This window comes from Streptomyces sp. LZ34 (assembly GCF_053890475.1).
In genome coordinates this window covers 8,069,943-8,090,195 of sequence record NZ_CM132680.1, presented here as the reverse complement: position 1 = coordinate 8,090,195, position 20,253 = coordinate 8,069,943, and the positions used below count along the sequence as shown (strand labels likewise).

The window sequence follows — 20,253 nt, the reverse complement described above, 5'->3', positions numbered from 1 at the left end:
GGCCGCCCATCGCGTTCCCTCACGCCGTCGGCGGAGTACCTCCCGGCTCGTCCCGGTACGGGGCATCCCCCATCCCGGAGCCGAACGAGTCCAGCCCGTCCACCGGCTCCCCGTCCGGCGCCAGCGGCGGCCCGGCCAGCGCCGCCTCGGGCTCCGGCATGGGCAGGGACGGGGCGGGATCGGCCAGCGGCACGGAGGGAATCACCACGGGCTCCACCGGCCCGACCAGGTGATCCATCGCCCCCGCGACGGGTCTTGTGGGGTCGATCACCGGGCCGCCCGGACCCGCCGGCCCCGCCGAGTCGGCCAGTCCCGGCGGACCCGCCATCCCCGCCGGGCCGCGCCGGGCCGCCAGGTCCATCAGCGCCTGGTACGGCCCGACCGCCCGTTCGCCGATCGCCCGCAGCGCCGCCCACATCGTCACCTGGTTCGCCGAGAGGACGGGCATCCTCAGCTCGGCCTCCAGCTGCGGGATCACGTCGTACGTGGGGAGGTTGGTGCAGCTGATGAAGAGCGCGTCGGCCGCGCCGACCACCGCCTGCCGCGCCATGTCGACCACGTCGCGGTAGGGCACCTTCCAGATGTGCCTGGTCAGCCCGAGGTACGCTCGCCCGGTCACGGTGATCCCGGCCTCGCCCAGGTACTCCTCCAGGGAGTCGGTCACCGACTTCGTATAGGGAGTCACCACGGCGATGCGCCGGGCGCCGATCTCCCGCAGCGCGTCGAGCAGCGCTCCCGACGTGGTGAGCGACGGCATCTCGCCCGCCTGCGTCATCGCCGCGCACATCGCGCGCTCACCGGCGACGCCGCCGACGAAGCTGCCCGACGTACAGGCGTACGCCACCACCTCGGGCGCGATCGCGCACAGGGCGCGCACCGCGTCGTGCAGAGTCTCGTGCTCGCTGACGAGCCGCGCCAGATCGAGGCTCACCTCGACCGGGACGAACGGAGTGCGGGTCAGATGCAAGGAGACCTCATCGGGCACCCAGCGCCACAGCTCACGATCGAGCGCGAAATCGAATGGTGCGACGACGCCCACACCGCGCTGCGGCTGCGGGCCACCCAGAAAAGAGACGTCCATATCGAGCCCCAATACACAACGGAGGGCTGGACCATTGGCCAGAGGGAAAGAGCCGGCCTGAATGCCGGGACGTCGGGACAGATGCCGGAGCGATGCCGTTGTTGACGACGGTAGTTTCCGCTGCCTAGCGTGGTCAATCCTCGCTCTGAGGCGACTTCCCGAACACCCCCGACAGCCAAGCGGACCTACGTTTCGAAACGGTTTCCCGCCTATGACCGAAAGCACCGTTGTCGTCTTCGGCGACGACCCTCCCGCCCGTCTCGACCGGCTTGCCGGCCGGGCCAGGATCCTTGTGTGCGACGAGTCCTCGCTACCCGAACTGCTGCCCACCGCCGACGCCCTGCTGGTCTGGGACTTCGCCTCCGACGCGGTACGCGCCGCCTGGCCCGGCAGCGGCCCCCGACCGCGCTGGGTCCACACCGCGAGCGCGGGCGTGGACCGGCTGATGTGCCCCGAGCTGACCGAATCCGAAACCGTGTTGACCAACGCCCGGGGCGTCTTCGAGCAGCCGATCGCCGAGTATGTCGCGGGGCTCGTCATCGCCATGGCCAAGGACTTCTACGGAAGTTGGGAGCTTCAGCGGCAGCGCCGCTGGCGCCATCGCGAGACGGTACGGCTGGCCGGGAGCCGGGCGGTCGTCGTCGGCGCCGGCCCGATCGGCCGGGCCATCGGCCGTACGCTGGACGCGCTCGGCATCGTGGTCGACCTGGTGGGGCGTACGGCGCGTGAAGGCGTGCGCGGCGCCGACGAGCTGAACGCGCTGCTGCCGGAGGCCGACTGGGTGATCTGCGCGGCGCCGCTGACCGGCGGCACGCGCGGCATGTTCGGGCGCGAGGCCTTCGCCCGGATGAAGTCGAGCGCCCTGTTCATCAACGTGGGGCGCGGGCAGCTGGTCGTCCAGGACGACCTGGTGGCGGCGCTGGTCGCGCGGGGTATCGGCGGCGCGGCGCTGGACGTGTTCGAGCACGAGCCGCTGGCCGCCGACGACCCCCTGTGGGACGTGCCGGGGCTGTTCGTCTCGCCCCATATGAGCGGCGACACGGTCGGCTGGCGGGACCAGCTCGCCGAGCAGTTCCAGGACAACTACGACCGCTGGGCCGCGGGCGAACCGCTGCTCAACGTCGTCGACAAGCGCCTGGGATACGTACCGGTCGACTAAAAGGAGAGGGTGGATGACCGATATCCACGATCTGACAGCGGTTCAACTCCTCAAGCGGTACGCCTCCGGCGACCTCTCCCCCGTCGAGGCGACTCGCGCCGCCCTGGAGCGGATCGAACAGATCCAGCCAGAGGTCAACGCGTTCAGCCGGGTGGACGCGGAAGCGGCGCTGCGGCAGGCCGAGGAGTCGGCCGAGCGGTGGCGGCGCGGCGAACCCGCCGGTCTGGTGGACGGCGTGCCGGTCTCGGTGAAGGACATCCTGCTACAGCGCGGCGGCCCCACGCTGCGCGGCTCGCTGACCGTTCCGGCCGAGGGCCGGGCATGGGACGAGGACGCGCCCTCGGTGGCCCGGCTGCGTGAGCACGGCGCGGTGTTCCTGGGGAAGACGACGACGCCGGAGTTCGGCTGGAAGGGCGTCACGGACAGCCCGCTGTACGGGGTGACCGGCAACCCGTACGACCCGGGGCGCACCGCGGGCGGCTCCAGCGGGGGCAGTGCTGCCGCGGTGGCGCTGGGCGCGGGTCCGCTGAGCCTGGGGACGGACGGCGGCGGTTCGGTGCGTATCCCGGCGTCCTTCTGCGGCGTCTTCGCGCTGAAACCCACCTATGGGAGGGTTCCGCTGTATCCGGCGAGCCCGTTCGGAACGCTCGCGCATGTGGGGCCGATGACACGGGACGCGGCCGACGCGGCTCTCCTGATGGATGTGATCTCCGGCCCGGACTGGCGCGACTGGTCCCAGCTCACGGCTCCGGAAGGCAGCTTCTACGAGACGATCACGGCGGGCGGGGGTGGCGTGGACGGGCTGCGCGTCGCCTACAGCCCGGCGCTCGGCGGGTCGGCAGCGGTCGACCCGGAGGTGGCAGCGGCGGTGCGGCGGGCGGTGGACCTGCTGGCCGACCTGGGCGCGTCCGTGGAAGAGATCGATCCGGGGATCGAGGACCCGGTCGAGGCGTTCCACACGCTGTGGTTCAGCGGGGCGGCGCGAGTGGTGCAGCCGCTCGGGCAGGACCGGTGGGAGCTGCTGGATCCGGGACTGCGCGAGATCTGCGCCCAGGGGGCCTCGTACAGCGCGCTGGACTATCTGGCCGCCGTGGATGTGCGCATGGCGCTCGGGCAGGCCATGGGACGGTTCCACTCCGCGTACGACCTGCTGGTCACCCCGACGCTGCCGATCACCGCCTTCGAGGCGGGGGTGGAGGTGCCGAAGGGGTCCGGTCACGCCCGGTGGACCGGCTGGACGCCCTTCACCTACCCCTTCAACATGACCCAGCAGCCCGCGGCGAGCCTGCCCTGCGGGCTGTCCGCCGACGGGCTGCCGATCGGGGTGCAGCTGGTGGCCGCCCGCCACGCGGACGCGGTGGTGCTGCGGGCGGCGCACGCGCTGTACGAGGCGGGGCTGGCGGACGACGTCAGGCCGCCGACGGCGGCACCGGCGGCCGGCTGACAGCGGCGGCCACCCTGCCGCCCCGCCACCCACCGCCCCGCCCCATCCGGGCCATCCAGCCCGGATGGGGCGGGGCCGGCCGCCGTCCGCCGCCCGCCGCCTACGCCCGGCGGAAGCTCAGCGTCTCCCCCAGGGCGCCGGCCCGCCACAGGTCCTGGCAGGCGTCGGCCATCCGGTCGAGGCCGTCGACGACCGCGCCCCAGACGATGCCCGGCACCCACCCGGCGTCGCCGTTGATCAGCAGGTTGTTGCGCTCGTAGAAGAGCGCGAGGTCGACGACCTGCCGCTCGCCCTGGTGCTTGGCCTGCTGCTCATAGCCGTAGGAGGCGGTGCCCAGCTGAGTGTCGGTGAAGCTGAAGTAGCACAGGTCGCCGGGGATGGGGGTGATGGTCGGGTTCTCCAGGGGTGGCTCCTCGGGGGCGAAGGGGGGCAGCAGCGCGTAGATCTCGTTGCGCGCGTACTTGGCGTGGTAGACGTCGCCGCCCAGAGGCAGCGCGTTCCACACCGCCTCGCAGGTGACGGGCGCGCGGTCGTCGAGGAGTTTCGCCGTGCAGGTCACGCCCCGTTTGGCAAGTGATACCTCGATAAACCGATCAGCCATGACATTCCTCCCACTCGTTTCCGGACCTGTTGCCGGGAGCGCCTACCCAGCCCGGCCAAGCGTCAAGGGCCGAAAACGATCTGCATATATTCCGCGAGGTCGGGTAGCCGCGCGCCCATGGCTCCACCACGACGGATACACAAGGACATCAGCGGAAGACGGCTGGACCGCCGCGCGCTTCTGGCGGGCGGGGCGGCCATGGGTCTGCTGGGCGCCACGGGCTGCAGCCGGGTGTCCAGCGCCGATTCCAAAGACGGGGGAAATCTACTGGAGCGCCTGCGCTCGCAGGGGACGGTACGCCTGGGCATCGCGGGTGAGATCCCGTTCGGATACATCGACAAGGACGGAGAGTTCACCGGCGAGGCGCCGGAAATCGCGAAGGTGATCTTCAAACGGCTGGGGGTGGAACGCGTCCAGCCGGTTCCGACCGAGTTCGCCTCGCTGATCCCTGGGCTGCGCGCACAGCAATTCGACGTGGTCTCCGCCGGCATGTACATCAACCCGGATCGCTGCCAGCAGGTGATCTTCTCGGATCCCGACTACCGCGTCGGTGACTCGTTCATCGTGCGCAAGGGCAATCCCAAGAACCTTCACAAGTACGAGGACATCGTCAAGACCGGGGCCAAGCTCGCCAGCGGCTCCGCGTACGCCCAGATCGGCTACGCGGTCAACGCCGGGGTGAAGGAGAGCGACATCATGGTGCTCCCGGACCAACTGGCCGGGCTGCTGGCGGTCGAGCAAGGCCGCGCGGACGCCTTCGCGGGTACGGCGGTGACGGTGCGCAACGTGATCCGGCAGAGCGGGGGCCGCCGGGTCGAGGCGACCGAGCCATTCCAGGCGCTGCTCGACGGCAAGCCGGACATCGGCGCGGGCGGCTTCGCCTTCCGCCCGGAGGAGACCAAGCTCCGGGACGCCTTCAACGTCGAGCTGCACAAGATGAAGAAGAGCGGCGAACTCCTGCGCATCGTGCGGCCGTTCGGCTTCACCAAGGCCGAGATGACGGATCTGACCGCCAAGGAGCTGTGCCGATGACAGCCGGACTATGGGAGAAATGGCTCCTTCCGGGGATCTGGATCACCATCCAGCTCACCCTGTACAGCGCGCTCTTCGCCGCCGTCGTCGCCTTCGGGGTCGGCATCGCCCGTACCTCCAGGCTGTGGATCGTCCGCTTCCTCACGGGCTTCTACGTCGAGATCTTCCGCGGTACCTCGGCCCTGGTGCTGATGTTCTGGCTGTTCTTCGTGATGCCGCTGGGGTTCCAGTTCCAGCTGGTGCCGATGTGGGCGGCGGTGCTCGCCCTGGGCCTGACGTACGGCGCGTACGGCTCCGAGATCGTGCGCGGCGCGGTCGCCGCCGTGTCCCCCGCGCAGCGTGAGGCGGCGATCGCGCTCAGCTTCACGCCCGCGCAGCGGATGCGGCGGGTGATCCTGCCGCAGGCGATCCCCGAGATGATCCCGCCCTTCAACAACCTCCTGATCGAGCTGTTGAAGGCGACGGCGCTGGTCTCCGCGGTGAGCGTCGCGGACATCACCTTCGCCGCCCAGCTCTCGCGGCTGGCGACCGGTGACAGCCTGGAGATCTACTCGATCATCCTCGCCCTCTACTTCGCGCTGGCCTTCGTCCTCACCCGGCTGATGCGGCTGCTGGAACGGCGCGCCAAGGCGAGCATCGGGCAGGCGCCGGACCGGCGCGGGAAGGGCACGCTGGTCACCCGGAAGCTGTCCGCCAAACAGGAGACCGAGCAGTCCTCCAACCTGATCACTTCGGGAGGTGCCCAGTGAACTGGAACTGGGACGTCGCCAAGGACTTCCTCCCCCAGCTGGGCGACGGGCTGCTGATCACTCTCGAGGCGACCGTCCTGGGCTCGGTACTGTCCTTCGCCCTGGGGCTGGTGTGGGCGCTGGCCTTCCGCTCACCGACGCGCTTCGTGCGCTGGCCGGTGGCCGCGGTGGTGGAGTTCATCCGCAACACCCCGCTGCTGGTCCAGCTGTTCTTCTTCTACTACGTGCTGCCGACCTGGGACATCAAGTTCTCCGCGCTGACCACCGGGGTGATCGCGCTCGGCCTGCACTACTCGACGTACACCGCCGAGGTGTACCGGGCCGGCATCGACGGGGTGCCCAAGGGCCAGTGGGAGGCGTGCACCGCGCTCAGCCTCTCGCGCGGCCGCACCTGGATCGCGGTGATCCTGCCGCAGGCGATCCGCCGAGTGGTGCCGGCCCTCGGCAACTACGTGATCGCGATGCTGAAGGACTCGCCGATGCTCGCACTCATCGGGGTCGTCGACATGCTCCAGAAGGCACGGGCGCACGGCGCCACGTCCTTCGAGTACATCGAGCCCTACACGATGGTCGGCATCGCCTTCATCCTCATCGCCTATCCGGCATCCCTACTTATGCGAGCCCTGGAGCGACGCCTTGGCCACTGAAACCGAACACACCAACCCTGCCGTGGACGGCAGCGAACTGATCCGCTTCGACCGGGTGACCAAGCGCTTCGGAGACATCACGGTCCTCGACGACCTCGACTTCTCGGTGTCCTCCGGGAAGCATGTGACGCTCATCGGCCCTTCCGGGTCCGGCAAGACCACGATCCTGCGGCTGCTGATGACGCTGATCAAGCCGGACCAGGGCAAGATCCAGGTCGACGGTGAATGTCTCACCCATGAGAACCGCGGCGGAAAGCTGGTCGAGGCGGGCGAGAAGCACACCCGCGAGGTGCGCAAGAAGATCGGAATGGTCTTCCAGCAGTTCAACCTCTTCCCGAACATGCGGGTGCTGCGGAACATCACCGAAGCCCCGGTGCATGTGCTGGGCCTGAGCAAGGACGAGGCCGAGGCGCGGGCGCGCGAGCTGCTGGACCTGGTCGGGCTCGGCGACAAGTGCGACGCGTACCCGACACAGCTGTCGGGCGGGCAGCAGCAGCGGGTGGCGATCGCCCGGGCGCTGGCGATGCGGCCGCGGGTGATGCTGCTGGACGAGGTGACCTCGGCGCTCGACCCGGAGCTGGTGGCCGGGGTGCTGGACGTACTGCGTGATATCGCTCACACGACGGACATCACGATGCTGTGCGTCACGCACGAGATGAACTTCGCCCGGGACATCTCCGACGAGGTGCTGATGTTCGACTCGGGCCGGGTGATCGAGGCCGGGCCACCGGAGAAGATCTTCACCGAGCCGGAGCACGAGCGTACCCGCGAGTTTCTGAGCGCGGTGCTGTAGCGGGTGATGGCGCGGCGGACCGGCGGACCTACCGCCGGCCCGCCGCCCACAGGGCATGCCTGTGGCATATGCCAGAGTGGCGCAGCGCTGCTGAGCGGCCCGCCGCACGCCATCAATATGTTCAACACCCGCACCGAATCGCCCGCTTGGCGGCTATCGTGGTACGAAGCCGCGCCGCACAAAGCCGCCGCTGGGTGACCCTGAGGTGACCCTATGGCCATGACCTGCGGCGACGGCGCCGACGCAAGCGGTCACAACCTGCTAGGGGGGAAACCGTGGCGCTCAAGCCCGAGTCGACCGCGCCGTTCCACTCGGTACGGCACGCCCTCCGGGTCCTCGAAGTCGTCTCCCACCACACCAACGGCGTGACCGACGCCGGCATCGCCCGCGAAACCGGCCTGCCACCGGCGCACCTCGCCCAGCTGCTGCGGATGCTGCGCCGCGAGGGCTATGTGGAGCAGGTCGCGGACGGGGCCTATGTGGGCGGCACCTCCCTGTCCCTCCTGGGCTCCTCCGGCTCCGACCACCAGACCGCCGTCGAGCACAAGCTCCAGAAGTCGCTCGCCGCCCTGCGCGACTCGGTCGGCGCGGCGATCTACCTCAGCCGCTACATCGACGGCGAGGTCCGGATCACCCAGTACGCCGACAGCCCCCGCACCCCCAAGGTCAACGAATGGGTCGACTTCCGCTCCGCGGCCCACGCCATGGCCGTCGGCAAGTGCCTGCTGACCCAGCTCGACCACGACGGCCGCCGCGACCACTTCTCCCGCCACAAGACCGTCCGGCTCACCTCCCGCACGACGACCAGCGAGAAGATCCTCTTCCGCAAGCTGGAAAGCCAGCCCGCCACGGTCCCCGTCCTCGACCTTCAGGAATACGCCGTCGGCACGGTCTGCGCCGCCGTCCCCATAACCGCCGGCCGCTCAGCCGGCTGCCTCGCCCTCTCCCTCCCCCTGGAGCACGCCCACCGCCTGCGCCAGGCCGCGTACACCCTGAACCGGGAGGCGGCCCCGGTGCTGCTCTCCCTCACGATCTGATGTCCCTCACGATCTGAGAGGCCGCGGGCCAGGGCGGCCAGGAGGAGGTCAGGAGCACCCCCTCCGACCGGGTACTATTTATGGCGTCAGCAGGCGCCGCTAGCTCAGTTGGTTAGAGCAGCTGACTCTTAATCAGCGGGTCCGGGGTTCGAGTCCCTGGCGGCGCACCTTGGTTTTTACGGCCACTGACCTGGGGTTTCTCGGTTCTCCGAGAAACCCCAGTTTCGTTTGGGGCGGGTCATGGGGCTGGGCTGGGTCCGTGCACCGAGATCGCGTCGGTGGCGACACCGGCCGACGGCGTGGCGCTTCGGGTTCGCCCGTTTTTCAGGCGCCCAAGCGGACCGGCACTGGACGCAGGGCACAGAATGACCAATACCATCGGAGAGGTGGCTCACGTCACCCATAATCAGCCCATACGCCAGAAAAGACAGCAGTGTCCGAATCTTTGAGAGTAAGCAAAAAGCGCTACGTGACCACCTAAATCCGCAGGTCACGCCCTCTGTTCCCCGCGCACGCGGGGTTGGTCCCGACCTCACACATTCCCAGCTGATCGCCGTCTCCTGCTCCCCGCGTACGCGGGGCTCGTCCTCTGCAGGATTCGTTCGATGATCCGCCGTCCGAGAGCACGCGTCCGAGTGGGTCCGGGGCGAGTCTCCTGTGGCGTGCCTCGGATTACGTCACTGACCTGGGGTTTCTCGGTTCTCCGAGAAACCCCAGTCGCGATTTCCGGCCCGGTATCAGCCCGCCTTCTTCACGAACTCCGTGGTGTAGGTCTTGTTCAGGTCCACCGTGGCGTTCTTCAGGTTCGGGTTGAAGGACTTCAGGACGCGCTCGACCGTGGCCGGGCCGTCCGCCGGCATGACGCCGTCCTTGGTGAACATCGGCAGGGTGGACTTGATCGCCTGGGCGTAGAGCTCCTTGCCGCCCTGGGCGTAGTCGGCCGGCATCTTGGCGGCGATTTCCTCGGGGGTGTGGGTGGACATCCACTTGAGGGTCTTCACGAAGGCGTTGGCCAGCTTCTGGACCGTGTCCTTGTGGCTGTTCACCCAGGACGTGTTCATGTAGAGGCTGGAGGAGGGGTACGGGCCGCCGAGGGCGGCCTTGGAGCCCTCGGGGGTGCGCATGTCGATGAGGATCTTGCCGAGCTTCTGGTCCATGATCTGGGCGACGGTGGGGTCGGTGGTCATGCCGCCCTGGATCGAGCCCTGCTTCAGCGCCGCGATGAAGGTCTGGCCCGCGCCGACCGCGACCGGGGTGAACTCGCTGGTCTTCACGCCGCTGTTCACGGCCAGGTACTTGGTGAGGAAGTCGGTGGAGGAGCCGAGGCCGGTGACGCCGAGCTTCTTGCCGTTGAAGTCCTTGGGCGAGGCGATCTGCCCCGCCGCCTTGTTGGAGACGATCTCCACCTCACCGGGCGCGTGGGAGAACTGCACGACGGACTCCACCTGCTTGCCCTTGACCTGGAGGTCCAGCGTGTGGTCGTAGAAGCCGACGGCGCCCTGCACCTCGCCGGCCACCAGGGAGGTTTCGGCCTGGACACCGGCCGGCTCGGTGAGGAGCTGGACGTCGAGGCCCTCGTCCTTGAAGTAGCCGAGCCGCTGGGTGAGCATCGCGGGCAGGTAGATGACCTTGTCCAGGCCACCCACCATGATCTTGACCTTGCCGTCCTTGCCGTCCCCGCCGGAGTCGCTGCCGCATCCGGTGAGGGTGGTCAGGGCGAGCGCCGCGGCGACCGCCGCCGCGGAGATCTTGGCATAGCTGTGCATGTCACGTCCTTGGGAGAGAGAGGAATTCAGCAGGGGGAGAGGGTCGCGTCAGTGGTCGGCGCCCGGCTGGGCCGGCTTCCAGCGGAACAGCCGCCTCTCCAGGAAGGTCAGCAGGCCCTCGGCCAGCAGGGCCACCACGGCGAGGATCACCATCGCCGCGTACACCCCGGCCGCGTTGAACGTGGACTGCGAGGTCGCGACCAGCAGCCCGATCCCCTTCGTGGCGCCGATGTACTCGCCGACGATCGCGCCGATCAGGGCGAAGCCGAAGCTGACGTGCAGGCTGGTGAAGATCCACGAGGTGGCGGAGGGGATCACGACCTGGAGGGTGACTTGCCGGTTGCTCGCGCCGAGGATCCGGGAGTTGGCCACCAGATTGCGGTCGACCTCCCGCGCGCCCTGGAAGGCGTTGAAGAAGACGGGGAAGAAGACCAGCACGACCGCCGAGGCGACCTTCGAGGCGGGTCCGAGGCCGAACCAGATGAGGAAGATCGGGGCGAGGACGATCCGGGGCAGTGCGTTGAGCACCTTGATGTAGGGGCCGAGTACGTCGGCGAGGAAGGGGGCGCGGCCCAGTCCGATGCCCAGGACGACGCCCGCGGCCACGCCGATGACCCACCCGAGGAGCGCCTCCTGAAGCGTTGCCCAGACCTGTTCCCACAGGGGGCCCTGCGCGGTGCCGTGCTGGATCCAGTCCTGTAGCTGGTCCCAGATCTTCGAGGGCATCGAGAAGTTGAACGGGTCGATGACGGAGGTCCGGGCGAGCCACTCCCACAGTCCGATGACCGCGATGAGCAGCAGCGCGCGGGTGCTCTGGACGAGGATCGCGCGTTTGCGGGCGGCCCGTGTTCTGGCCGTCGTGCGGCTCGTGCCCTCTTTACCCGCGTTGTGCTTGCGTACGGCAGTCGTCGTCTCAGGCATTCGAGGCTCCTCTCTCGCGGGTGATCCGCACCTCTTCGCCGAGCGAGGACCAGATCTCGCGGTAGATCTCGATGAACCGGGGCTCCAGCCGCACCGACTCGACCTTGCGGGGCCGTGGCAGATCGATCTCGAACACTTCCTTGACGGTGGCCGGGCCGGCCGTCATGACCACGACCTTGTCGGCGAGGGCGATCGACTCCTCCAGGTCGTGGGTGACGAAGACGACGGAGGCGCCGGTCCCGGACCACAGCTCGAGCAGTTCGTCGGACATCAGCGCCCGGGTCTGGACATCGAGCGCCGAGAACGGCTCGTCCATGAGCAGGATCTCGGGGTCGTTGACGAAGGTGGCCGCGAGCGCGACGCGCTTGCGCTGGCCGCCGGACAGCTGGTGCGGGTAGCGGTCCTCGAAGGACGAGAGCCCGACCCGGGCGAGCCATTCGCGCGCCCGTTCCTTCGCCTCCGCCTTCGGTACGCCGCGGAAGCGGGGCCCGGCCATCACGTTGGACAGCACGCTGCGCCAGGGGAAGACGGCGTCCTGCTGGAAGACGAAGCCGACCTTGGACCCGATGCCGCTGACCGGCTCGCCGGTCACCAGCACATCGCCTTCCGTGGGCTCTTCCAACCCGCTGACCAGCGTCAGCGTCGTGGACTTGCCGCATCCGGTAGGGCCGACCACGGCGACGAACTCGCCCCGCCCGACGGTCAGGTCCAGATCCCTGACGGCGGTGTGGAGGCCCCCGGACGGAGTCCGGAACACCTTGCTAGCGCCCCGCAACTCGATGGCAGGGCTCGTTTGTCTGCTCATGGCCGAGGAGGCTAGGAGTGGCGCGGGCCACACCGGCAGCCTTATGGGCACAACGCGTTCTTGTGCGCACAAACCCCGTTCTGCTCGTTTAGCTCGCGCTACGGCAACGAATCCGCTACGGACCCTGGGCAACCAGCACAGAGCGCCCTTACCGTGCGATTGCAGCGACGTAAACGGAATAGCTCCTACCGCCTGTGCGGAGGACCTGGAGACGGGGGTGACCGAGATGCGGATCCGCTGGCCCAGACGCGTCTCCGCCCAGGTACTGGCCGTGCAGCTGACCCTCACCGCCGGGGTGATGGTGCTCGCCACCGGGCTCTTCCTCGCCCCGCTCAGCTCCGAGATCGACGACCAGGCGATGCACAAGGCGCTCTCCATCGCCCAGACCACCGCCGCCGATCCCGGCCTCGCACACGATCTGCTGACCACCGGGCCGAGCGCGCGCGGGCCGGTGCAGCAGACGGCCGAGCGGATCCGCCGGGCCACCGGGGCGCTGTACGTCGTGGTGCTGGACCGGCGCGGTGTGCGCTGGTCGCACACCAACGCCGAGCGCATCGGCGAACACGTCTCGACCGATCCGGAGGCGGCGCTCTCCGGGCAGCAGGTCATGCAGATCGACGTCGGCACCCTGGGTCGCTCGGCCCGCGCCAAGGTGCCGCTGCGCACCGCCGACGGGAAGATCGTCGGCGCGGTGTCGGTCGGCATCGGCTACGGCAGCGTCCACGACCAGCTGCTCGCCACCCTGCCCCGGCTGCTGCTGTACGCGGGTCTGGCGCTCGCCGTCGGTGTGCTGGCCGCGATCGGTGTCTCGCGCAGTCTGCACCGCCGTACACACGGGGTCGCGTTCGCCGATATCTCGGCACTGCTCGACGAGCGCGAGGCGATGCTGCACGGCATCCGCGAGGGCGTCGTCGCCTTCGACCGGGAGGGCCGGATACGCCTGATCAACGACGAGGCACGGCGGCTGCTCGGCGTCGGCGCGGACGCCACCGGCCACACGCTGGAGGAGGCGCTGCCCCCGGGCCGTACCACGGAGGTGCTGGCGGGGCGGGCGGACGGGGCCGATCTGCTGACGGTCAGCGGTGGCCGGGTCCTGGTGGCCAACCGTATGCCGACCAAGGACGGCGGTGCGGTGGCGACGCTGCGCGACCGCACCGAACTGGAGCTGCTGGGCCGGGAGCTGGACTCCACCCGCGGGCTGCTGGACGCGCTGCGCGCCCAGGGCCACGAACACGCCAATCGGCTGCACACCCTGCTCGGGCTGCTCGAACTCGGGCTGTACCAGCGGGCGGCGGAATTCATCGCCGGCCTCACCGCCACCCATCGGGCCTCCGCCGAGCAGGTTTCCGAGCGGGTGCGCGACCCGCTGCTCTCGGCGCTGCTCGTCGGGAAGGCCGCCATCGTGGCCGAGCGCGGGGTTTCCCTGCGCGTCTCGCCCCAGACGCTGCTGTCCGAGCGGGTGGTCGACCCGCGCGACCTGGTGACCGTGCTCGGCAACCTGATCGACAATGCGCTGGACGCCGTGGCCGCGCGGTCCAGCCCCGACCCGTTCATCGAGGTCGAGCTGCGTGCCGAGGGCGCCACCGCCGTACTGCGCGTCAGCGACAACGGCCCGGGCGTGCCACCCGAGATGCGCGAACAGATCTTCGCCGAGGGCTGGTCCACCAAGCGGGCCGCCCCCTCCCCGGCGCCGTCCCCGCGCGGCCGGGGCATCGGTCTGGCCCTGGTGCGGCGGCTCGCCGAGCGGTACGGCGGGATGGCCCGGGTCACCGCCCGGGCGGGCGGGGGCGCGGTGTTCACCGTCATCCTGCCCGAAGCGCTCGACCTGGACGGAGCCGCTACCCCGGGCCCGGATCCGGACCCGGGCCCGGCCTCCGTCTCGTGCGGCCGGGAACAGGCCCCGGCCGACGGCGGCCGCACAGACAACACGCCCATCCAGCAGCTCACCGCAGCGGGAGAGTCACGATGATCGACGTCCTCGTCGTGGACGACGACTTCCACGTCGCCGAGATCAACTCCGCGTATGTGGCCCAGATGCCCGGCTTCCGGGTCGCCGCCCGCGCCCATACCGCCGCCCAGGCCCTGGCCACGTTGGAGCGCACCCACGTCGACCTCGTCCTGCTCGACCACTACCTGCCCGACGAGACCGGGCTGACCCTCGTACGCCGGATGCGGCAGCTCGGCCACCACGCGGATGTGATCATGGTGACGGCGGCCTGCGACGTCGCCACCGTCCAGGCCGCCATGCGGTACGGCGCGCTGCAGTACCTGGTCAAGCCGTTCAACTTCGCGGGGCTACGGGCCAAGCTCGACGGCTATATGACGCTGCGCCATACGCTGGAGGGGGTCGGCGGGCGCGGTGAGACGGGCCAGGAGCGGGTGGACCGCATCTTCGGCGCGTTCCGGACCCCCGACGCGACCGCCCGCTCCGTACTCCCCAAGGGCCACTCCGCACCGACCGTCGACCTCATCCGCCGCGCCCTGGACCAGGCCGACCATCCGCTGTCCGCGCATGAGGTCGCCGAGCGCACCGGCATCAGCCGCTCCACCGCCCAGCGCTATCTCAAGTATCTGGAACACGCGGGCCGGATCAGTCTCACCCTCAAATACGGCGACACCGGCCGCCCCGAGCACCGCTACTCCTGGGTGGCGGTGAGCTGACGGGGCGGCCGGTGGCCGCGTGAGCGCATGGCGACGGGGGTTACCAGCGGGTGGTCTCGCCGAAGAAGTCGTCGATCGCGACGGCCTCTCCGGCCTCGGTGGCGACGCGGTAGACGTGTGCCCCGACCGCGAGGTCGAGTACGCCGAGTCCGAAGGGTGAGAAGATCACGGGCCTGTCGCGGTCCGTGGTGATCTCGCCGCGGATGTGCTGGGCGAGGGTGCCGGTGATGAAGTCGCGGTTGCCGTACTTCTGCTCGGCCAGGTGCGGGGAGGTGTTGGCCTTGAGGCAGTGGTCGATGTCGTCGACGATGTTGTACGCGTCGTGGATGATCTCGGGGCCGATGTCGCGCAGCGAGATGTTGAGGACCACCTGGCCGGGGGCGAAGGCCCGCGGGTCGAGGACGTAGGGCTCGCCCGCGGTGGTGGCGAAGACGATCACTTCGGCCACGTCCAGTGCGGTGTGCAGGTCGTCGGTGGTCTCGGCGCGGTAGCCGAGGGAGTCGGTGGCGTATCCGGCGAGGGCCTGTCCGTACTCGGGGTGCTGGTCGTGGACGACCACGGTCTCGATGTCCCACTCCTGGGCGGCGAAGAACTCCAGGATGTTGCGGGCGATGATGCCCGCGCCGACCACGGCCAGCCGGCGGGCGGTGCGCCCGCCGGTCAGTTGCTCGGCGGCGAGGACGGCGGAGGCCGCGGTGCGGGCCGCGCTGATCTGCGAGGCCTCCAGGAGGGCGAAGGGGTAGCCGGTGGCGTAGTCGTTGAGCAGCAGGGCGGCGGAGGCGCGCGGGATGCCGTTCTTGATGTTGCCGGGGAAGCTGCCGATCCACTTGATCCCGGCGACGTCGTGGTTGCCGCCCAGGTAGGCCGGGAGCGCGATGATCCGGCTGTCCGGCTTCTCGGGGAAGCGCAGGAAGTAGCTGTCCGGGTTGACGGAGTCGCCGTCACCGTGGGTCAGATAGGTTTCCCTCACCTCCCGCACGATCTCCCGGCGGCTGCGGCCGATGATGTCGCGGGCCGTTTTGCCGCCGATCACGCTGAACTCGAACACGGGTGTCCTTCCGGTCGTTGGGCGGGCTGGGCGTTGCGTTTCTCCGTGGGGGGCGGGCGGGGCCGAAGCGTTCTCGGCCACCGCCCGCTGTTCTTACCTCAGTACGTTTCGTCGTGCGGAATGTGTCGCTGTCACTTTCGTTCGGGGTGTTCCTCAGTACGTGACGGGCACGCCCTGAGTCTCCCGCGCCGCCACATGGCCCGGGCCCGTGTGGGGCGCCTCGGCGGGGCGGGACTTGCGGAGGAAGCCGGGTGCGGCCCAGTTCGCCCGGCCCAGCAGGGCCATCACGGAGGGCAGCAGGATCGCCCGGACGACCGTGGCGTCGAGCAGGACGGCCACCGCCAGACCCACGCCCAGCTGCTTGAAGTCCTGCATGGCCAGGGTGCCGAAGACCGCGAACACGGCGACCATGATCAGGCCGGCGCTGGTGACCACCCCGGCGGTGGAGCGGATGCCGTGGGCGATGGCGTCCCGGGTGCTGGCCCCGCGGTCGTAGGCCTCACGGATCCGGGAGACCACGAACACGTGGTAGTCCATCGAGAGGCCGAAGAGCACCACGAAGACGAACAGCGGCATCCAGGACTCCAGGGCGCCCGGGGCCTCGGTGCCGACCAGGGAGGCGCCCCAGCCGTGCTGGAAGACGGCGGTCATCACGCCGTAGGCGGCGCCCACCGACAGCAGGTTGAGGACGATCGAGGTCAGCGCGATGACCGGGGACCGGAAGGACACCAGCATCAGGAGGAAGGTCACGCCCATCACGAAGGCGAAGACCGGGACGATGCTGCTCTTGAGCTGGTCGTTGTAGTCCTCGGAGAAGGCCAGGTCACCGCGGACGAGCGTGGTGGTGTCCGAGACCTTGCCGAGGGTGTCCGGGATCAGCGTGTCGCGCAGTTCCTTGAGGGCCTTCTTGGAGGTGGCGTCGGTGCCGTTGCCGACCAGCGGGACGCTGATCTCGGCGATGTTCTCCTTGGCGTGCACCGTGACGTCGATCTGCTTGCCGGTCTGCCCGGAGCCGAGCGCCGCCTTCCTGAAGTCGGCGATGGCCTGGGTGACCTGCGGGGAGTCGATGTCGTTGGACTTGACCACCACTCCGGCCGGGGCGGGCGCTCCGGGGAACTCCTTTCCGATCCGTTCGGAGACGGACACCATCGGGTTGTCGGCGGGCAGCAGCTTGTCGGTGCCCAGCTTCTCGGTCTTCATGCCCACGGCCGGCGCGGCCAGGGCGAGCAGCAGGGCGGCGCCCAGGACGGCGAACACTCCGGGCCGGGCGAGCACCCCGCGCAGCAGGGCGTTGTTGCGGCGGCCGGCGCCGGCCGCGGCGCGGGCCTGGCGGCGGCGGGCGATGAAGGGGATACGGCCCTTCTCGACCCGGTCGCCGAGCATGGCCATCATGGCGGGCAGTACGGTCATGGAGCCGATGACCGCGATCAGGACGACCTCGATGGTGGCGAAGGCGAAGCCCTTGAACACGGTCAGCCCGGACAGGAACATGCCGGCCATGGCGACCACCACGGTGATGCCGGAGATCAGCACCGAGTGCCCGGAGGTGGCGGCGGCGATGTGCAGGGCGGTGTCCTTGTCCCGCCCGGCGGCCCGCTCCTCGCGCTCCCGGCGCAGGTAGAACAGGCAGTAGTCAACGCCGACGGCCAGGCCCATGAGGAACATCACGGAGCTGGTCATGCCGTCCACCGGCACCACCTGGCTGGTCAGGGCCAGCAGGCCCATGGCGCCGACACAGGCGGTGGCGGCGAGCAGCACCGGCAGCACGGCGGCCACGAAGGCGCCGAAGACGACCAGCAGGATGCCGAGGGCGACCGGGAGCGCCGTCATCTCGGCCCGGGCGAAGTCCTCGCCGAGGCTGTCGTTGATCTCCTTGAGGCCGGTGGCGGCGCCGTACTGGCCGAGTGTCACCGCGTCGTGGGCCGTGTCGGTCTTCTTGACGGCGTCGATGACGGGCTGGATGCGGTCGGCCGCGGTGTCCGGGTCGCCCTTGACGTCGTACTGGATGAGGGCCGAGTGCTTGTCCTGCGAGACCACCTGCGTGGTGTTCGGGTCATGCAGGTTCTTGACCAGACCGGTTTTCTTGATCGCGTTCACCGTGGCGGTCACGGCGGCCTGGAACTCGGCCTTGTCGGCGGTGAGTTTGTCGCTGTGGACCAGAACCAGTTCCGCGGCGGGCGGTGCCAGGTCGGCGTCCTGCAGGATACGCTCGGCCCGGCCGGAGTCCCCCGTCCCGTAGTCGGCGTTGGTCAGGGTCTTCTGTCCTGCGGCGCCGCCCACGACGGTGACCAGGACGACCAGGATCAGCCAGCCGAAGACGGCCGTCTTCCGATGGCGGGCGCTCCAGTCACCGAGCGCGGCGGCGAAATTTCGATGACGTGCCATTACCTCTCCTGCGGTCAGCGGCGTTTGCCCCGTAGCCGCGGAGGCCGTGGGGGATTACCCAAAACGCTAGGCGCTGCGCAGGGGCCATGGAGCCCGTGGAGCTTGCAGCAAGCTGCGCCTGCAGAGTACTGCCACCACGATCCGGACATATCGGGCACCAGGTATGCGATTCCGCTGCTACATTTCCCAGCAGCTTGATACCCGAACTCCCATGTTTCGAAGGGAATTCGGATTTCCATCGAAAGGGAAAGCTGGGAGAGGGGGATTCGTGGATATCGCCATCGCGGCAGAGAATCTTGGAAAGCGCTATGGAAATCATCAGGCGCTCGCCGGAGTGGATCTCGAAGTACGGTCCGGAACCGTGCTCGGACTGCTCGGGCACAACGGTGCGGGCAAGACCACCACCATCCGGATGCTGGCCACACTGCTGGAACCGGACTCCGGCAGCGCCCGGGTCGCGGGCTTCGACGTCGTACGCGAACAGCGCGAGGTACGCCGGAGGATCGGCCTGGCGGGCCAGTACGCCGCGGTCGACGAGCTGCTCACCGGCCGGGAGAACCTGGTCCTGCTGGGCACCCTGCTGCGGCTGGGCCGCAGGCGGGCCCGGCAGCGGGCGGAGGAGTTGCTGACGGCGTTCGAGCTCACCGGCGCCGCCGAGCGTCCGGTGCGCACCTACTCGGGCGGGATGCGGCGCCGGCTGGACCTGGCGGCCTGTCTGATCGCCTCGCCGACCGTGCTGTTCCTCGACGAGCCGACGACCGGGCTCGACCCGGCCAGCCGGATGGTGCTGTGGCAGATGGTGCGGGAGCAGGTCACCCAGGGGGTGACCGTGCTGCTGACCACGCAGTACCTGGAGGAGGCGGACTTCCTGGCCGACCGGATCATGGTCTTCGCCGCCGGCCGCACGCTGGCCGAGGGTACTCCGGACGAGCTCAAGCAGAAGGTGGGCGAGGAGTGGCTGGAGGTGGCCGTGGCCACCGCCGAGGACCTGCCCGCGGCGCTGTCCGCGCTGGGTCCGGTGGCCGTCGCCAGCCCCACGGTGGACAAGACGGACCACCGGATTTCCGTCCAACTGGCGGACAGGATGGGCTCCATCGCGGCCGCCGCGGCCGCGCTGGAGTCCTGCGGGGCCGATGTCGTCGACTTCGCGCTGCGCCGCCCCTCGCTCGACGACGTGTTCTTTCACCTCACCGGAGAGAGCAAGCCGGGCCAGGACACGCCTGGTGAAAACCCCACAACCGCAGCGGAGGACGGGTCATGAGCGGCGTGACGGGACCGGCCGAGCTCGGTGCCGGGACAGTCGGGACGGGCCGCCTGGCGGCTGTCGGAGATGTGCTGGCCCTGACCGGGCGGCATCTGCGGCATCTGCGCAGAACACCCGAGAAGCTCATCGCCGTGGCCCTGACGCCGGTGGCCATGGTGGTGATCCTGGGCTATCTGTTCGCCAGCGTTATCACGATCAAGGACAACGGCGGGGTCGAATACCACGACTACGTGATGGCCGGGGTGTTCGCCCAGATCGGGCTCACCTGCATCGGCATCACCGCGCTGGGGGTCGCCTCGGACATGAGCAAGGGTCTGATCGACCGGTTCCGTTCGCTGCCGATGGCCCGGTCCTCGGTGCTGGTCAGCCACACCGCGGCCGATCTCGTCCCGGTGGCGATCAGCATGGTCGCGGTGGGGGGGATCGGGCTGCTGGTCGGCTGGCGCACCGACGCCGGCCCGCTGTCCGTCGCGGGCGGCTTCGCGCTGCTGCTGGCGTTCGCGTACGCGATGCTGTGGCTGGGCGCGCTGCTGGGGATGGTGCTGCGCAACATGGAGGCCATCAACGGCATCTCGGCTCTGGCCCTGGTCATCCTGTCGTTCATGTCCAACTCCTTCATGCCGCTGTCCGGGCTGCCCGGCTGGCTGCGCACGGCGGTGGAGTGGAACCCGGTCAGCTCGGTGTCCGAGGCCTGCCGGGTGCTGTGGGGCAACGCGCCCGCCTCATCCGGCGGGAGTCTGCCGATGGAGCATCCGGTGCTGGTCGCGGCCATCACGGTGGGTGCGATGATCGCCGCACTGATCCCGGTGGCCCTGCGGACCTTCCGCACGGCTGCCGTGCGCTGACCATGGCGGCCGCCC

18 protein-coding genes and 1 tRNA gene are annotated in these 20,253 nt (G+C 69.5%); 12 read left to right on the top strand and 7 right to left on the bottom strand.

The window, feature by feature from the left end:
* Positions 1 to 19 precede the first annotated feature (19 nt).
* Positions 20 to 1,081 carry an aspartate racemase/maleate isomerase family protein gene (locus ACWY4P_RS34065; protein ID WP_456204383.1) on the bottom strand — a complete coding sequence of 354 codons (1,062 nt, stop codon included), beginning with the start codon at positions 1,079 to 1,081 and terminating at the stop codon, positions 20 to 22.
* Between the two features lie 211 nt (positions 1,082 to 1,292).
* Between ACWY4P_RS34065 and ACWY4P_RS34060 the strand changes: the two genes are divergently transcribed.
* Positions 1,293 to 2,240: a D-2-hydroxyacid dehydrogenase gene (locus ACWY4P_RS34060; protein ID WP_456204382.1), complete on the top strand. Its 948-nt coding sequence runs from the start codon at positions 1,293 to 1,295 to the stop codon at positions 2,238 to 2,240.
* Positions 2,241 to 2,253: 13 nt separating this feature from the next.
* The gene (locus tag ACWY4P_RS34055) at positions 2,254 to 3,684 is read left to right on the top strand and encodes an amidase (RefSeq protein WP_456204381.1); all 1,431 of its coding nucleotides are present in this window, start codon (positions 2,254 to 2,256) and stop codon (positions 3,682 to 3,684) included.
* A gap of 100 nt (positions 3,685 to 3,784) precedes the next feature.
* Here ACWY4P_RS34055 and ACWY4P_RS34050 read toward each other — a convergent pair whose 3' ends face one another.
* Positions 3,785 to 4,285 (bottom strand): DUF3830 family protein, encoded by a 501-nt coding sequence (locus ACWY4P_RS34050; RefSeq protein ID WP_456204380.1) that lies wholly within the window; start codon positions 4,283 to 4,285, stop codon positions 3,785 to 3,787.
* A 117-nt stretch (positions 4,286 to 4,402) separates the two neighbouring features.
* Here ACWY4P_RS34050 and ehuB point away from each other — a divergent pair, with 117 nt between their 5' ends.
* The 6 genes from ehuB (at position 4,403) to ACWY4P_RS34020 (ending at position 8,710) form a co-directional block, all read left to right on the top strand.
* Entirely contained in the window at positions 4,403 to 5,317 is a 915-nt protein-coding gene (ehuB, locus tag ACWY4P_RS34045; RefSeq protein WP_456204379.1) for an ectoine/hydroxyectoine ABC transporter substrate-binding protein EhuB, read from the top strand.
* Complete coding sequence (gene ehuC / locus ACWY4P_RS34040) at positions 5,314 to 6,066, top strand: ectoine/hydroxyectoine ABC transporter permease subunit EhuC (RefSeq protein WP_456204378.1); 753 nt, start codon at positions 5,314 to 5,316, stop codon at positions 6,064 to 6,066. Before ehuB ends, ehuC begins: the two co-directional genes overlap by 4 nt.
* Positions 6,063 to 6,713, top strand: coding sequence for an ectoine/hydroxyectoine ABC transporter permease subunit EhuD (gene ehuD, locus ACWY4P_RS34035; RefSeq protein ID WP_456204377.1), 651 nt, complete (start codon positions 6,063 to 6,065; stop codon positions 6,711 to 6,713). The genes ehuC and ehuD overlap by 4 nt, the downstream gene beginning before the upstream one ends.
* A 22-nt stretch (positions 6,714 to 6,735) precedes the next feature.
* Positions 6,736 to 7,506, top strand: a complete 771-nt coding sequence (ehuA, locus tag ACWY4P_RS34030) for an ectoine/hydroxyectoine ABC transporter ATP-binding protein EhuA (RefSeq protein ID WP_456213153.1) — start codon at positions 6,736 to 6,738, stop codon at positions 7,504 to 7,506.
* Positions 7,507 to 7,781: 275 nt separating this feature from the next.
* Positions 7,782 to 8,543, top strand: coding sequence for an IclR family transcriptional regulator domain-containing protein (locus ACWY4P_RS34025; RefSeq protein ID WP_456204376.1), 762 nt, complete (start codon positions 7,782 to 7,784; stop codon positions 8,541 to 8,543).
* Positions 8,544 to 8,636: 93 nt separating this feature from the next.
* Positions 8,637 to 8,710, top strand: a tRNA-Lys gene (locus ACWY4P_RS34020).
* Between the two features lie 570 nt (positions 8,711 to 9,280).
* On the opposite strand, the gene ACWY4P_RS34015 is transcribed toward ACWY4P_RS34020, so the two are convergent.
* The 3 genes from ACWY4P_RS34015 to ACWY4P_RS34005 are packed head-to-tail and all read right to left on the bottom strand — an operon-like array spanning position 9,281 to position 12,035.
* Positions 9,281 to 10,309, bottom strand: coding sequence for an ABC transporter substrate-binding protein (locus ACWY4P_RS34015; RefSeq protein WP_456204375.1), 1,029 nt, complete (start codon positions 10,307 to 10,309; stop codon positions 9,281 to 9,283).
* Positions 10,310 to 10,357: 48 nt separating this feature from the next.
* On the bottom strand, positions 10,358 to 11,230 hold the full coding sequence (locus tag ACWY4P_RS34010; protein ID WP_456204374.1) for an ABC transporter permease: 873 nt from the start codon (positions 11,228 to 11,230) through the stop codon (positions 10,358 to 10,360).
* The gene (locus tag ACWY4P_RS34005) at positions 11,223 to 12,035 is read right to left on the bottom strand and encodes an ABC transporter ATP-binding protein (RefSeq protein WP_456204373.1); all 813 of its coding nucleotides are present in this window, start codon (positions 12,033 to 12,035) and stop codon (positions 11,223 to 11,225) included. Before ACWY4P_RS34005 ends, ACWY4P_RS34010 begins: the two co-directional genes overlap by 8 nt.
* A gap of 226 nt (positions 12,036 to 12,261) precedes the next feature.
* Between ACWY4P_RS34005 and ACWY4P_RS34000 the strand changes: the two genes are divergently transcribed.
* Complete coding sequence (locus ACWY4P_RS34000; RefSeq protein ID WP_456213152.1) at positions 12,262 to 14,004, top strand: sensor histidine kinase; 1,743 nt, start codon at positions 12,262 to 12,264, stop codon at positions 14,002 to 14,004.
* A complete protein-coding gene (locus ACWY4P_RS33995) occupies positions 14,001 to 14,696 on the top strand; it encodes a response regulator (RefSeq protein WP_456204372.1) in 696 nt (231 codons plus the stop codon). The genes ACWY4P_RS34000 and ACWY4P_RS33995 overlap by 4 nt, the downstream gene beginning before the upstream one ends.
* A gap of 40 nt (positions 14,697 to 14,736) precedes the next feature.
* On the opposite strand, the gene sbnB is transcribed toward ACWY4P_RS33995, so the two are convergent.
* Both sbnB and ACWY4P_RS33985 read right to left on the bottom strand, forming a co-directional pair.
* Positions 14,737 to 15,744, bottom strand: a complete 1,008-nt coding sequence (sbnB, locus tag ACWY4P_RS33990; protein WP_456204371.1) for a 2,3-diaminopropionate biosynthesis protein SbnB — start codon at positions 15,742 to 15,744, stop codon at positions 14,737 to 14,739.
* Between the two features lie 153 nt (positions 15,745 to 15,897).
* The gene (locus tag ACWY4P_RS33985; protein ID WP_456204370.1) at positions 15,898 to 18,129 is read right to left on the bottom strand and encodes an MMPL family transporter; all 2,232 of its coding nucleotides are present in this window, start codon (positions 18,127 to 18,129) and stop codon (positions 15,898 to 15,900) included.
* 268 nt (positions 18,130 to 18,397) lie between these two features.
* Between ACWY4P_RS33985 and ACWY4P_RS33980 the strand changes: the two genes are divergently transcribed.
* Both ACWY4P_RS33980 and ACWY4P_RS33975 read left to right on the top strand, forming a co-directional pair.
* Positions 18,398 to 19,390 carry an ATP-binding cassette domain-containing protein gene (locus ACWY4P_RS33980; RefSeq protein WP_456204369.1) on the top strand — a complete coding sequence of 331 codons (993 nt, stop codon included), beginning with the start codon at positions 18,398 to 18,400 and terminating at the stop codon, positions 19,388 to 19,390.
* On the top strand, positions 19,387 to 20,238 hold the full coding sequence (locus ACWY4P_RS33975) for an ABC transporter permease (protein WP_456204368.1): 852 nt from the start codon (positions 19,387 to 19,389) through the stop codon (positions 20,236 to 20,238). Before ACWY4P_RS33980 ends, ACWY4P_RS33975 begins: the two co-directional genes overlap by 4 nt.
* Positions 20,239 to 20,253: the final 15 nt, after the last annotated feature.